Below are 12,619 nucleotides of genomic sequence, written 5' to 3'. Positions count from 1 at the left end.
GTGAGCGCAGGGTGGCGGACATCATTGATTGTACGTGATCAGGACGGCAGAGGCAAATGGGGGCGCCGGCTCAGGGGGCCAGGCGCAGCACCACCGGCAGGTGGTCGCTCACCTTGTCCTTGTACGACGTCCAGCCCTCGCCCAGGTAGTCGTGCAGGGGCACCACGCGCGTCAGCGAGGTGCGCGCGTCCTGGTGGGCGGCGAAAAGGCCCGACGTGATCAGGATGTGGTCGATGTGGCTCGGCCACGAGGGGTACGACCAGAGGGCGCCCGGGGTCAGGGCGATGTTCATGTCGACGAAGCGGTAGGTGTCCGGATCGTCGAGGAAGGGCGCGAAGACGTTGTCCTCGGGGTCGTCGCTGAGCTCGTCGTTGAAGTCGCCGACCATGATCACCTGCTTGTCGGCGTAGTTCGTGCGGATGAACTCGTCGAGCAGGCGGCTGGCGCCGAGGCGGCGCCACTCCTCGTCCCAGGTGTCGCCTTCCTGGATGACGTTGTCGCCGCAGCACTTGTAGTGGTTGTTGATGACGACGAACTCCCGGCCGTGGAAAGTCGCCTCGAGCACGAGGGGGCTGCGGGGCAGCTCGGTGCGGGCCCCGGTGAGGATCTCGTACACCGACGTCACCTCGACCTCGCCCTCCAGGGGGTACAGGAAGGCCAGGTTGACCTGGTAGGCGGCGCTGGTGGCGCGGTCGCCCGTCCAGTCGGCCAGCCCTTCGCGCACCTGCTGGAAGTAGGCGAGGTTCTCGATCTCCTGCAGCGCGATGATGTCCACGTCCAGCCCCTCGACCACCTTGATCACCTCGGCGGCCGTCACGGCTCCCTGCTTGGCGAAATTCTGGATGTTCCAGGTCATCACCTCGAGGGTCGAGTCGGCGCCGACGCGACCGACCGCGTAGGGATTGGCCTCGGTGCGCGTGTCCGTGGGCACGGCGTCGGTCTGGCCGCAGCCGCCGCACAGCAGCAGCGCTCCGGCCAGCAGGGCGGACAGGGCGATGGTGACGATGGTGCGCAAGGTCGGGCCTCCAGTCTTCCCCGGGGGGATCCGAAACTCCCCTCTCAACATCTCAATTATGGCTCAGGGAGGGGTTCCGCGCCAGTCTCAAGGCGCCGCGGGGCCCCGGGGGCCGTCCTGCAGATCCCGGGCGAAGAGGGTCAGGCCCTGCGGCAGGGCCGGCACGAAGCCCAGGCGGCGCAGGTAGTCCCGGTGGACCGCCCCGCTGGCCGGGCTGAGCACCCGCTCGAGCCCCTGCGCCCGCCAGGAGGGCGCCATGCGGTCGAGGAAGAAGCGGGCGCAGCGCAGGTCGCGGTAGGGCGGCAGCACGTAGTCCAGGTGGATCAGCGCGTCGCGCTCGCCCTCCTCCCACACCACGAGTCCGGCGGGGTTCATGTCGCGCAGGATGAAGGCGATGCGCGGATCGGCCACGGCGTCGAGACGGAAGTCCGGGAAGAAGGCCGCCACGTCGTCGGCGTGGAAGTCGAGGAAGCCGCGCAGGTAGCTGTCCTCCGGGTCGCGCACCGGCAGCAGGGAGAGCCAGTCGCGCTCGCGGCCCATCTTCCACAGGTACCAGGCGTCGACCACGGCGATGAAGCCGTTCAGGGCCAGCACCGGGTACGCCCCCACCAGGCCGCCGTACACGGCGAAGGTGGCCGCGCCGACGAGGTTGATCCAGCGCAGGCGCACCACTGAACTCATCATCAGGGAGACGGCGACGAGCACCGACCCGGTGTAGCCGACGATTTCGACCCAGTCGAGACTCATGCCGCCTGCGCCTCCCCCGTCGCGGCGCGGTCCGGCACCCGGATGCGCAGGCAGATGAAGAAGCCGCCCAGGGCGATGGCCGCCGCCAGCACGAAGACCCACTCGTGGCCCCAGCGCTCCCAGATGTAGCCCGAGAGCACGGGCAGGCTCATGGCCACCACGTGGTCGATGGTGATGCCGAGGCTGATGGTCGGCGTGATGTCGGCCGGATCGCGGGCGATCTTCTTCAGGTACGTGGTGCGCGCCACCCGCAGGGCGAAGAGGATGTGGTCGAGCACGTAGGCGCCGTACAGCACCCGCAGGTCCCACGGCGCCGGCAGCAGGTGCGAGGCGAAGGCGTACACCAGGCAGACCACGATGAGCATCAGCTCGTCCACCGCGAGCACCGTGCGCTCGCCCAGCCAGTCGATGACGTCGCCGAGCAGCGGCCGCATGAGCACGCCCAGGGCCGAGGCGATGAAGTACAGCAGGGCGATGGTCGAGACCGGCACCCCGTGCAGCGAGACCAGCACCCAGGTGCCGAAGACCAGGAAGATCTGCTTGCGGATGCCGAACAGGGCGCTGATGGCGTAGAAGATCCGGTACTCGGGCCGGTACACGAGACGCCGAGAGGGCGGGTCCTGCCGGCCGATGGTCAGGCGCAGGTAGAAGACGCCGGCGGCCACGCCGCAGGCCGCGGCCAGCAGGTAGAACAGGTCGTAGCGGTCGCCCAGCGCCCGGTCGAGCAGCCACACCCCGGACACGCCCAGGATCGTGCCCAGGTTCCGCGCCCCGCCCAGCTGGCCGAGACGCCGCCCCTCGCCCCCGGCTCTCGCCAGCTTGAGGCCCAGGGGGCCTTCGACGGCGAAGATGATGTGGTCGCCCAGGGACCAGATCACGATGAAGACCACCAGCAGCCACGTCGTCGACGAGAGGTAGGCCAGGCCCAGGGTGCCGATGGCCGTGGCGATCATGGCCAGGGCCGCGATGCGGCTCTCGCGCAGGCGGGTCAGCAGGAAGCCCACCACCGCGAAGATGAGGAAGCCCGGCAGCTCGCGCGGAAACTCGAGCCAGCCGCGGTGGCCGGCGTCGAAGCCGTGCACGTCGGCGAGGTAGTTGTTCAGGGTCGACATGATGATCCCGGCCACGGCCCCGAAGAAGAGGGTGGCCAGCAGCACGCGGCGGAAGTCGGGATCGATGCGGGCGAATCGGTTCACGGGCGGTCCTTCGGTTCGGCAGCGGCGGTGTCGGCGGCGGGCCCGTGTTCGGGGACCGCGGCGCCGGTCTGGTCCGGGCGGCGCCGGTACAGCCAGGTCAGGTGCGCGAGGCGCTCGCCCTCGGGCCCGTCGAGGGCCCCGGGCGCCAGGCGCCAGTTCCAGTTGCCGGCCCCCTCGCCCGGCAGGTTCATGCGGGCCTCGCGGCCCAGCCCCAGCACGTCCTGCAGGGGCGCGATGAAGGTGTGGGCCGGCGACATCATGCCCAGCCGGATCAGCGTCCAGTGGGGCTCGTGCACGTCGGCGCCCACGTAGTCGGCCACCAGCGCCCGCGTGGGGCCGTCGGCCAGATGCCGCCACCACCCCACGGTGGGGTCGTTGTCGTGGGTGCCCGTGTACACCACCGCGTGCGGGGTGTGCTCGTGGGGCAGGAAGGCGTTGTCCGGCGCCGTCCAGGCGTACTGCAGCACCTTCATGCCGGGCAGGCCGAGGTCCTCGCGCAAGCGCACCACGTCCGGCGTGATGGTGCCGAGGTCCTCGGCCACGATGGGCAGTTCGTCGCCCAGGGCCGCAGCCATGGCCCCGAAGAAGTCCTCGCCCGGGCCCTTCACCCAGCGGCCGCCGACGGCGGTCTCGGCGTCGGCCGGCACCTCCCAGTAGGCCTCGAAGCCCCGGAAGTGGTCGACGCGCACCAGGTCGACCTGGTCGAGCACCGCGGTCAGGCGCCGCACCCACCAGGCGTAGCCGTCGGCCTTCAGCCGCGCCCAGTCGTAGAGCGGGTTGCCCCACAGCTGGCCCGTGGCGCTGAAGTAGTCGGGCGGCACGCCGGCCACGGCCGTGGGCTGGCCGCGGGCGTCGAGCAGGAAGTTCTCCGGCGCCGCCCACACGTCGCAGCTGTCGTGGGCCACGAAGATGGGCACGTCGCCCATGAGGCGCACGCCGCGTTCGCTGGCGTGGCTGCGCAGCCGCGCCCACTGGCGCGCGAAGATCCACTGCACGAAGCGGTGGCGGTCGACGGCGTCGGCGAGGCGGGCGCGGGCGGCGTCCAGGGCCGCGCCGTCGCGCCCCCGCAGGGGCGCGTCCCACTCGTACCACGGTGCGCCCCCGTGTTCGTCCTTGAGGGCCACGAAGAGGGCGAAGTCGTCGAGCCAGGCCGCCTGCGCCCTGCACCAGTCGTGCCAGTCGGCGCGGTCGGCCGGCGCAGCCCCGTCGCGGAAGCGGGCCCAGGCCAGATCCAGGCGCGAGGTCTTCCAGCCGATGACCGCGCCGAAGTCGACCCGGTCGTCCGGGAGGTCCGGCCGTGCGTCCAGATCGGCGTTCGTCAGCAGGCCGTCGGCCACGAGGTCGGCGAAGCTGATCAGCAGCGGATTGCCCGCCAGGGCGCCCAGGCTCTGGTAGGGCGAGTCGCCGTAGCTCGTCGGGCCGAGGGGCAGCACCTGCCACAGGCCCTGGCCGTGGTCGGCGAGCCAGTCGACGAAGGCGCGGGCGGCGGGGCCCACGTCGCCGATGCCGTCCGGGCCGGGCAGGCTGGTCGGATGCAGCAGGATCCCGCTGGTGCGGGGAAAGGTGCGGGGCGCGGTGGGCATCGGGTCCTCCGGGTGGCGATGCGGGCGGCGGAAGGCCGCCCCGGGAAAGGGGCCAAAATACCATGGCGGGCGGTGGTCCGCCAAAAGGAACCGCAGGTGCGGGGGTCAGGCAGCCGGATCGTGGGCGGCGACGAGGGCCGCCAGGCGGGACAGGTCCGGCACGCCGAGGTCGACGACGGCCGGATCCCCGGCGGCCCGCAGCGTCGCGGCCTCGGCCAGCAGCGCCCGGAGCCGGTTCCACGCGCCCGGAACGTGGACGAGGAAGCCGGTGCGTCCCTTCACGTGCCCGAGGAAGCCGTAGGCGCCGAGGGCCTGCATCACCCGCTGCAGCCCGCAGAGGGTGGTCATGGCCGCGGCCGTGTCCGGTGCGAGCTCCTTCGCGGCGGCGAAACGCGCCACCAGCCGTTGACGCGCGGCCGTCGGCACGTCCACGTACGGATCCCAGACCAGGCTGGCCAGGTCGTAGGCCACCGGCCCGAGGCGCAGTCCCTGGAAGTCCACCGGGCGCACGCGCCCGTCGTGCAGGAGCAGGTTCGCCGACTGGAAATCGCGGTGGATCAGGACCTGCGGCAGGGCCCCGACCGCCGCCGCGAGGGCGTCGAACCCGCCGGCGAGAGGGGCGATGTCGTCGTCCGGCAGGCCGAAGTGCCCGGCCAGACAGCGGGTGGCGAAGTAGACGGTCTCGTCGCGAAGGGCCGCCGTGTCCAGGACCCGGTCGACGGCGGTGGGGCACACGGCCCCCGCCGCCGGGGTGATCGCCTGCAGGCGCACGAGCCAGTCGACGGCCTGGCCGTAGACCTCGTCCGGAAACGGTCCCCGCCGGGCCAGGTCGCCCAGCGGGTCGCGGCCGAGGTCTTCCAGCAGGACGGTGCGCCCGGGATCGTCGACCGCGAGCACCGCCGCCGGGCCGAGGTCGTGGGCGGCGAGGAACGCCGCCGCGGCGAGGAAGCGCTCGTGCTCGTCGTCGCCGGGCGGGCTGGTCATGGCCACGGCCGACCAGTCCGCCGCGGCCAGGCGCCAGAAGCGGCGGTCCGAACCGTGGCCGGTGATCCGCCGCACGCCCAGGCCCGGCGCCCCGTCCGGGGTGTCGGAACCCACGTGGGCGAGCCAGCGGCCGGGCGTGCCCAGGTCGCTCCAGGCCAGACCCGCCGGGGCCCAGCCGCGCACCGCGCCGTCGCCCGACGCCACGGCCGCCGCCAGCGGGGCGATGAGCGAGGAGAAGCCGGGACCGATGCGGTCGAGCAGGACCGGGTCGAGGGCCGCGATGCCCGGGGATGGGCGGCGAGACCGGAAGAGCGCCGGGGCGGGAAAGAGGGTAGAGCTCGGTGGTCGCCGCATCATGAAAAAAAAAACGAGCCGCACCGAGTTGACGGCCGGCCAGTCGACCAGCAGCAGGGTCGCCAGCGCGCCGCTGGCCCGGTGGTCGGCCACCAGTCCGGCCAGGTCCGGGTCGGCGAGGACGTCGCCGTTGTGCAGCAGGATGCAGCCCGCGTCCGCCAGGAAATCGCGGGCGTTGGCCAGCGCGCCGCCGGTGCCGAGGATCTCGGCTTCGGGGAACGCCACGAGCCGCGACGCCCGGGGATGGGCGGCGAGGTGCGCCCGCACCTGACGGCCGAGGTGGTGGGTGTTGACGCCGATCCGGTCGCAGCCCGCGGCCAGCAGCGCATCGAGCACGTGGTCGAGCAGGGGCCGCCCGTCGACCGGCAGCAGGGGCTTGGGCACGTGGTCGGTCAGGGGCGCGAGGCGGGTGCCGTAGCCCGCGGCGAGGACCATGCCGCGCAGGCGGGCGCCGGGCTCAGTCATAGTGACGGAACGGCGCGCTCGCCGCGGCGAAGGCCTGCAACTGCCCGAGCCAGCCGGCCTTCATGTTCCACGGCGACGTCCCGGCCTCGACCTGCTCGCGCCACTGCGGGCCGCCGGCCAGGATGTCGATGGGCCGCTTCACCGTCTCGTACTCGTAGGGCGGCTGCTTCCAGGCGAAGCGGTCGGGCCAGGCCTGCAGCGCGGCCCCGATGGCCGCGGTGTAGGTGGCCACGGGTTCGAAGACGAGCGGGTCGGTGATGTGCACCTGCACGCCGCCGCACGTCTCGCCGGCGAACTTGTGGAAGGTCGGCTCGAAATGCAGAGGCCGGACGCGGCAGCCGGGCAGGTCCCAGCGCGTCATCAGGCCGGCCAGGGTCCCGGGTTCGATCCAGGGCGCGCCGAAGATCTCGAAGGGCCGCGTGGTGCCCCGCCCCTCGCTGAGGATCGTCCCTTCCAGCAGGCAGCCCCCGGGGTACACGAAGGCCGTCTCGAGGGTGGGCATGTTGGGCGAGGGCAGCACCCAGGGCAGGCCCGTGCGGCCGAAGTGCATGTCGCGCCGCCAGCCGTCCATCCAGACCACCTCGAGCTCCACGTCGAGCCCCGCCCATGACACGAAGAATCCGGCCAGCTCGCCGATGGTCAGCCCGTGGCGCATGGGGATCGGCGCGAGGCCCACGAAGCTGCGGAACTCCGGGTCGAGCACCGTGCCCTCGGTGTGGCGGCCGCCGATGGGGTTGGGCCGGTCGAGCACGACCACCTTCACCCCGGCCTCGGCACAGGCCTCGAGGCAGTGCAGGAGGGTCCAGATGAAGGTGTAGTAGCGCGCGCCCACGTCCTGCAGGTCGACCACGAGGACGTCGAGCCCCGCGAGCATCGCCGGCGTGGGTTTGCGGTGCTCGCCGTAGAGGGAGAAGACCGGCAGGCCCGTGGCCCGGTCGGTGAAGCCCTCCCACTCGATCATGTTGTCCTGGGTCTGGCCCAGGATGCCGTGCTGCGGGCCGAAGAGCGCGACGAGGTCGACGGTCGCCGCCTCGTGCAGGAGATGCGTCGTGGGCCGCAGGTGGCGGTCCACCGAGGCCGGATGCACCACCAGCCCCACGCGCGCCCCGCGCAGCGCGGCGAACCCGCCGGCGGCCAGCACCTCGAGTCCCGTCATCACCGATCCCGTGTTCCCGTTCACGAATACCGACTCCCGGTCAGTGGTCCGGATCAGTTGTAGTAATCCGGTTTGCAGCCGCCTCAGCCGTCCCACATGCGCTCGTAGGCGGCGAGGCGATCGGCGATGAGCGCGCGGGCGCCGGCCTCGTCGGCCAGGGGCCGGATCACCTTCTCCCCCGGCCGCGGCTCCTCGACGAGGGCCCAGCCCTTGCGCCGGCCCTGCGGCAGCGGGCGCCGGACCAGGAGGATCCTCCCGCCCAACCCCGTGTCGATGTCGTCGACCAGTGTGAACGACGCGCGCAGATCGCGCCAGTCCTCATCGGCCAGGGGCACGATGCGGCCGGCGTCGAGGGCGGCCACCAGATCGGCGAGGGTGGGCCCGCGGCTCACGGCGCGTCCCGCAGGGCGGGGGCGGCCCCGGTTGCGGCGGCCTCGACGGTGGCGGCCATCCGGTCCCACGAGTACTTCGCCTTCTCCTGGGCGACGGCCGCGGCGAAGGGGGCGGCACGGTCCTCGCGGAAGAAGCGGACGATGGCCGCGGCCAGGGCCTCCCCGTCGGCGGGCGGCACGATGTAGCCCGTCTCGCCGTCGCGCACGACCTCGGGCAGGCCGCCCACGTCGGTGGTCACCACCGGCAGATCGTAGTTGTAGGCGATCTGGACGATGCCGCTCTGGGTGGCCGAGACGTAGGGCAGCACGGCGAGGTCGGCGGCCAGGAAGTAGTCCTCGACCACGGCATCGGGCACGAATCCGTCCACGAGATCGATGATGTCGGCGCCGCCCGAGGCCGCGATGCGGTCGAGGTACGGCTGCTTCTCGCCGTAGATGTCCCCGACCACGAGCACGCGCAGGCCGTCGCCGAACTCGCGGCGCAGCGGCCCCGCCGCGTCGATCAGGTGCACGACGCCCTTGTAGGGCTTGATGAAGCCGAAGAAGAGCACCAGGCGCGCGGCGGCGGGCAGGCCCAGGGCCGCCCGCGCCGCGGCCCGCGATTTGCGCGGCCGCCCCGGCACGCCGAAGTCGTAGACCGGGTGCGGCGAGGTGTGGATCGCGGCGGGCGGCGTGTCCGGCAGCACCTGCAGCAGATCACGGCGCACCTGGTCGCTCTGGGCGATGAAGGCGTGCCCCTGACGCAGCGCGAGGCGCGTGAGGAACATCATGAAGGGGTACTTCTCGTGGGGGATCACGTTGTCCAGCAGGTACACCACGCGCACGTCGGTGCGCGTCCGCAGCAGCCGGGTCACGGCGAAGAAGCCCGGGGCGAAGAAGGGGATCCAGTACTTGATGACCACGGCCCGCGGGGCCGCCGCCGCGATGTCGCGGTAGGTCCGCCACCAGCTCCAGGGCGACCACGGCACGAAGCGCGGCGCGTCCGGATGGTCGAGCCAGGCGGCCGTCTCGCCCTCCTGCTCCGTGCCCGGAAAGAGGAACTTCGGGTACTGCCGGCGGAACGACGCCCAGAAGACCTCGTGCCCCCGCGCGACCAGGGTGCGCGCCAGCATGCCGTAGTAGGTGACGATGCCCCCGCGGAAGGGCGGCGCCGGCCCGAGGAAGGCGAGCTTCACGCCGGCCCCAGCAGGTCGTCGACCGCCGCCTGGGCCATGGCCGGCGTCAGGGTGTCGAGGCAGAAGCTCGCGTTGGTGCAGCGCGGCTGGAAGAAGCAGGTGCACTCCTGGCGCGGCGCGACGACGCGGCCCCGCCCGTAGAGCTCGAACTCGTGCGGATTGAAGATGTTGTTGAACAGGACCAGCTTCTTCCCCAGGCCCAGCGCGATGTGCATGCCCATGGTCACCGCGGTGACCACCAGGTCGCAGCGGTCGACCAGGCCGATGAAGGTGCGCAAGGGGAAATGGCCGGGATAGCAGGCCCCGGTGGTGGCCGCCAGGCGCGCGTTCTTCGCGTGCTCGTCCGGTCCCCCGAGCAGGACCACGGCGTACCCCGCGGCGCGCAGCGACGTCGCCAGGTCGGCCCACGACGATTCCGGCCACAGACGGCTCGTCCAGCGCCCGCCGCAGCCGGTGTTCAGGCCGACGGTCGCCCTGCCGGCGGGCAGGTCGAACGCGGGCGCCGGCACGGGGCGATCGATCACGTACTCCTCGCCGGCGAAGGCGAAACCGCAGATGGCGAAGATCTCCGCGGGGTAGCTCAGGGTGCAGGCCCGGTTGACGTCGTCGAAGAGCCCGGTCTCGAACTTGGCGCGGGCGGCCGCCGCCTGGGCCGCGGGCACCCCGTCGGTGATCGGCCGGCACAGGCCGTCGTCGCCCAGGGTGAAGCCCCACTTCACCGGCGCCGTCACCTCGCGCGCGAGGGCGCAGGCCTGCCGGTCCTTGTCCAGGTTGATCACCAGGTCGAACGGCGTCTGCCGCAACCACAGCGCGGTGCTGGTGTCCAGGGCCGCGACATCGTCGACCTGCGCCGGCACCAGGGCCGGGAAATCGGTCACCCAGGTCAGGGCGTGGTCCGGATAGGCCGCGCGCAGGGGCGCCAGCAGCGGCGTCGTGCGGATGACGTCGCCGGCGGCCCCGAGCTTGATCAGCAGGATGCGACCCCGGCGCTCGCGGTACGCGGGGCAGTCGGCGCAGTGCACGCCCTGCTCCTTGTGGGGGCGGCACGGCACGTGGCCCTTGAAGTGCAGGCAGTCGGGACGGAATTCCACGGGTCGGTCCTCGCGTTCGGGCGCCGGGCGGCCGGTCAGTGCGTGTTCTTCAGGCGCTTCTCGATGGTCTGGAGCTGCTCGCGCGCCTGCACGTCCAGCCCGGTCGGCAGGCCCGCCTGCACCGCCCGGGCGAAGGCTCCCCGCGCCTGGGGCAGATTGTCCATGTCCATGAAGAGACTGCCCATGTGGTACGAGACGACGGCCTCGAAGCCGCGGTCGCGCTCGAGCTGCGTGGCGGTCGTATAGGCGTCCAGGGCCTCGAAGTTCCGGCCCAGCTGGGCCAGGGCCCGACCGCGCAGCAGATGCAGCCGGCCGCGGGCGCCCGCCTCGAGTTCCAGATCGGAGCCCAGCAGCCCGTCGGTCCGGCCGAGCGCCTCGGCGCCCTGCCCGCGTTCGAGCAGGTCCTCGATCTCGTTCATGCCGTTCTGCACCGGCAGGGGCAGCGGCGCCCGCAGGTGGATCAGGTCGCGCCGCAGGCCCTCGGCCACCTCGCGCATGCCCACCGGAAGGTCGGCGGCGAGGGCTTCCTCGTTGAGGGCCGTCGCCTGGTCGTAGAAGTGCTTGTCACGCAGGAAGCCCGCCAGGAGCACCTTCGCCACCGCATCGTCCGGATCCTCGGCGAGGGCGTCGCGGCACTCGCTCTCGGCGTCCAGACGCTGCCCGTCGGCGTACTTCTCCAGCGCGCGGTTCACGTGGTAGCTGTAGGCCAAGTGCACCTGGTCGCGGGGCGGCCCCACGAGGCTGAGCACGAACACCGCCGGGGCGTCGCGGTTGGTCACGACGAGGCTGATCTGCTCGCCCTCGCCCCACGGCACCGACACCATGTGGCGCCGGCCGTCGGTCTCCTGGTAGAGCAGCGAACCGTCCCGCACGCGCCGCACGTTCAGGTCGCAGTTGCGGTCGGCGCCGTCGACCACGAGGGTCCAGCGGCGCACGGGAATCTGGCCGTAGCCGATGGTGACCTGCACCGAGCCGCGGGCGTCGAGCTCGAGGTTCTCCGACTCCCAGACCTCGGTGGCCACGGGACCTGCGGCGCCCGCCGCGCCCGCTCCGGCCGCCAGGAGCACGATCAGGAGCGCCAGCCGCGCCGTGGTCCCCCGCTTGCAGGACCTGTCCGCACATCCCGGACCGGGCTTGCGGTCCCCCGCGGATCCGGGTTTAATCAGGTCGTGCCGGCATTCGCCCATGACGTTCCTTTCATCATGCAACCGCCGGGTTGCGGGACTGCGTGCAATTTACCGGATGATCCGCCCCGACTCAAGCACAGCCGGGGGCGATCCGGCGCGGTGGTCTTCCGGGTATCGACCACCGGCACGCGGGCCTTGGCTTTAATTTCCGGGAGGGATCCCATGTCCTCGAACCCCCGCTTTGAGACCCGCCCGACGGCCGTCGCGGCTCTCGTCCTCGTCCTCGCCGCACTCGGCGCCGGTCCCCTGGCCGCCCAGTCGGTGCAGGGCGATCCGACCGACCTCGATTTCGCCATCGTCAACGCGACCACCGGCGAACCGACCCCGGTCTCGCGCATGACCATCGCCTACCTCCGCAACCGGCCCCTGGAGATCCTCGACTTCGAGCCGAAGGGTGCGGAGTTCGTGGCGCCGGGCGTGCCCATCAAGGACGTGGGCCAGTACATCATCACCGTGTGGAAGGACGACGTGCCCTACTGGTGGAGCAAGCGCGGCCGCGAGCTGACGGCCGGCCCGGTAACCCTGCACGTCTTCGACACGACCAGGAGCACCGACGGCGTGCGCATCACCGGCCTGAACGTGGTGCTGCGCCACCAGGAAAGCCTGCTGGCCGTGGAGATGATGCTCCAGGTCGAGAACACCGGGGCGCCCCAGCAGACGGTGTTCGACGACCACGGCACCTTCCGGGTGGCCTTCCCCCGCGATGCGGCCCAGATCGAGGCCACCTACCGGCGCGGTCCGGAGCCCACGCCCATCGACACCCGCCTGACCGGCGACCGCCTCTCCCTCGCGGTGCCGCTCACCCCGGGCGGCAACCAGATCCAGATCAAGGCCTCCGTGCCCTGGCGCGAGGGCCTGATCGTGCCCGTGGGCGCCAGCCTGGACATCGCCGAATGGAGCCTGCTGACGGCGCCCGAGGGGCTCGAGGTGGAGGCCCTCGAGCTCGAGGCGGGCGCCACCGACGTGCCGGGCTTCGCCCGCTTCACCGGCCCGTCCCTGAACGCCGACCGCAATTTCGAACTGCGCCTGCAGTTCAAGGCCGGTCCGGCCCCGACCACCGAGGACGTCTTCACCCGCGGCACGCCGGCGGCGGACGCCGGGGCGGACCGCAAGGGCGAGGGTGGCGGCGTCGGCGTCCTGCCCTTTGTGTTCGGCGGCGTTTTGATTATCATCGTTATTGCCGCCGCGGCCCGGCGCCGCGGCTAGGGCATCCGGGGCGGGCGCCCGACGGCGTCCGCCCGTCCCCTGCCATCCAGGCATCCGTCGTCCTCCGA

The 12,619-nt window shown here is 72.2% G+C and carries 11 protein-coding genes; 1 reads left to right on the top strand and 10 read right to left on the bottom strand.

From position 1 onward, the window contains the following. Positions 1–70: 70 nt before the first annotated feature. The 10 genes from KDM41_02355 to KDM41_02310 form a co-directional block, all read right to left on the bottom strand. Positions 71–1,015 carry an endonuclease/exonuclease/phosphatase family protein gene (locus KDM41_02355; protein MCB1182245.1) on the bottom strand — a complete coding sequence of 315 codons (945 nt, stop codon included), beginning with the start codon at positions 1,013–1,015 and terminating at the stop codon, positions 71–73. 87 nt (positions 1,016–1,102) lie between these two features. Next, positions 1,103–1,762 (bottom strand): YgjV family protein, encoded by a 660-nt coding sequence (locus KDM41_02350; protein ID MCB1182244.1) that lies wholly within the window; start codon positions 1,760–1,762, stop codon positions 1,103–1,105. Continuing rightward, the gene (locus tag KDM41_02345) at positions 1,759–2,958 is read right to left on the bottom strand and encodes an MFS transporter (protein ID MCB1182243.1); all 1,200 of its coding nucleotides are present in this window, start codon (positions 2,956–2,958) and stop codon (positions 1,759–1,761) included. The genes KDM41_02350 and KDM41_02345 overlap by 4 nt, the downstream gene beginning before the upstream one ends. Then, the gene (malQ, locus tag KDM41_02340; protein MCB1182242.1) at positions 2,955–4,541 is read right to left on the bottom strand and encodes a 4-alpha-glucanotransferase; all 1,587 of its coding nucleotides are present in this window, start codon (positions 4,539–4,541) and stop codon (positions 2,955–2,957) included. Before malQ ends, KDM41_02345 begins: the two co-directional genes overlap by 4 nt. Positions 4,542–4,646: 105 nt before the next feature. Beyond that, positions 4,647–6,344, bottom strand: a complete 1,698-nt coding sequence (locus KDM41_02335; GenBank protein MCB1182241.1) for a phosphotransferase — start codon at positions 6,342–6,344, stop codon at positions 4,647–4,649. Then, a complete protein-coding gene (locus KDM41_02330) occupies positions 6,337–7,500 on the bottom strand; it encodes a DUF1343 domain-containing protein (protein ID MCB1182240.1) in 1,164 nt (387 codons plus the stop codon). The genes KDM41_02335 and KDM41_02330 overlap by 8 nt, the downstream gene beginning before the upstream one ends. Before the next feature lie 83 nt (positions 7,501–7,583). Further along, a complete protein-coding gene (locus tag KDM41_02325) occupies positions 7,584–7,892 on the bottom strand; it encodes a hypothetical protein (GenBank protein MCB1182239.1) in 309 nt (102 codons plus the stop codon). Beyond that, a complete protein-coding gene (locus KDM41_02320) occupies positions 7,889–9,067 on the bottom strand; it encodes a glycosyltransferase (GenBank protein MCB1182238.1) in 1,179 nt (392 codons plus the stop codon). Before KDM41_02320 ends, KDM41_02325 begins: the two co-directional genes overlap by 4 nt. Continuing rightward, the gene (locus KDM41_02315) at positions 9,064–10,158 is read right to left on the bottom strand and encodes a glycosyltransferase family 9 protein (protein ID MCB1182237.1); all 1,095 of its coding nucleotides are present in this window, start codon (positions 10,156–10,158) and stop codon (positions 9,064–9,066) included. Before KDM41_02315 ends, KDM41_02320 begins: the two co-directional genes overlap by 4 nt. 35 nt (positions 10,159–10,193) lie before the next feature. After that, positions 10,194–11,345, bottom strand: coding sequence for a hypothetical protein (locus KDM41_02310; GenBank protein MCB1182236.1), 1,152 nt, complete (start codon positions 11,343–11,345; stop codon positions 10,194–10,196). 162 nt (positions 11,346–11,507) lie between these two features. Between KDM41_02310 and KDM41_02305 the strand changes: the two genes are divergently transcribed. Continuing rightward, positions 11,508–12,551: a hypothetical protein gene (locus KDM41_02305; protein MCB1182235.1), complete on the top strand. Its 1,044-nt coding sequence runs from the start codon at positions 11,508–11,510 to the stop codon at positions 12,549–12,551. Positions 12,552–12,619: the final 68 nt, after the last annotated feature.

It is taken from the genome of bacterium (assembly GCA_020440705.1).
Lineage (GTDB): Bacteria > Krumholzibacteriota > Krumholzibacteriia > LZORAL124-64-63 > LZORAL124-64-63 > JAGRNP01.
Note: the sequence above shows the minus strand (reverse complement) of the source record. Positions and strands in the feature narration are given on the sequence as shown.

Excerpts from the sequence above, each read along its gene's own strand:
- KDM41_02330 (MCB1182240.1), bottom strand. The coding sequence starts at position 7,500 with ATGACGGGACTCGAGGTGCTGGCCGCCGGCGGGTTCGCCGCGCTGCGC.
- KDM41_02350 (MCB1182244.1), bottom strand. The coding sequence starts at position 1,762 with ATGAGTCTCGACTGGGTCGAAATCGTCGGCTACACCGGGTCGGTGCTC.
- KDM41_02305 (MCB1182235.1), top strand. The coding sequence starts at position 11,508 with ATGTCCTCGAACCCCCGCTTTGAGACCCGCCCGACGGCCGTCGCGGCT.
- KDM41_02310 (MCB1182236.1), bottom strand. The coding sequence starts at position 11,345 with ATGGGCGAATGCCGGCACGACCTGATTAAACCCGGATCCGCGGGGGAC.
- malQ (MCB1182242.1), bottom strand. The coding sequence starts at position 4,541 with ATGCCCACCGCGCCCCGCACCTTTCCCCGCACCAGCGGGATCCTGCTG.
- KDM41_02335 (MCB1182241.1), bottom strand. The coding sequence starts at position 6,344 with ATGACTGAGCCCGGCGCCCGCCTGCGCGGCATGGTCCTCGCCGCGGGC.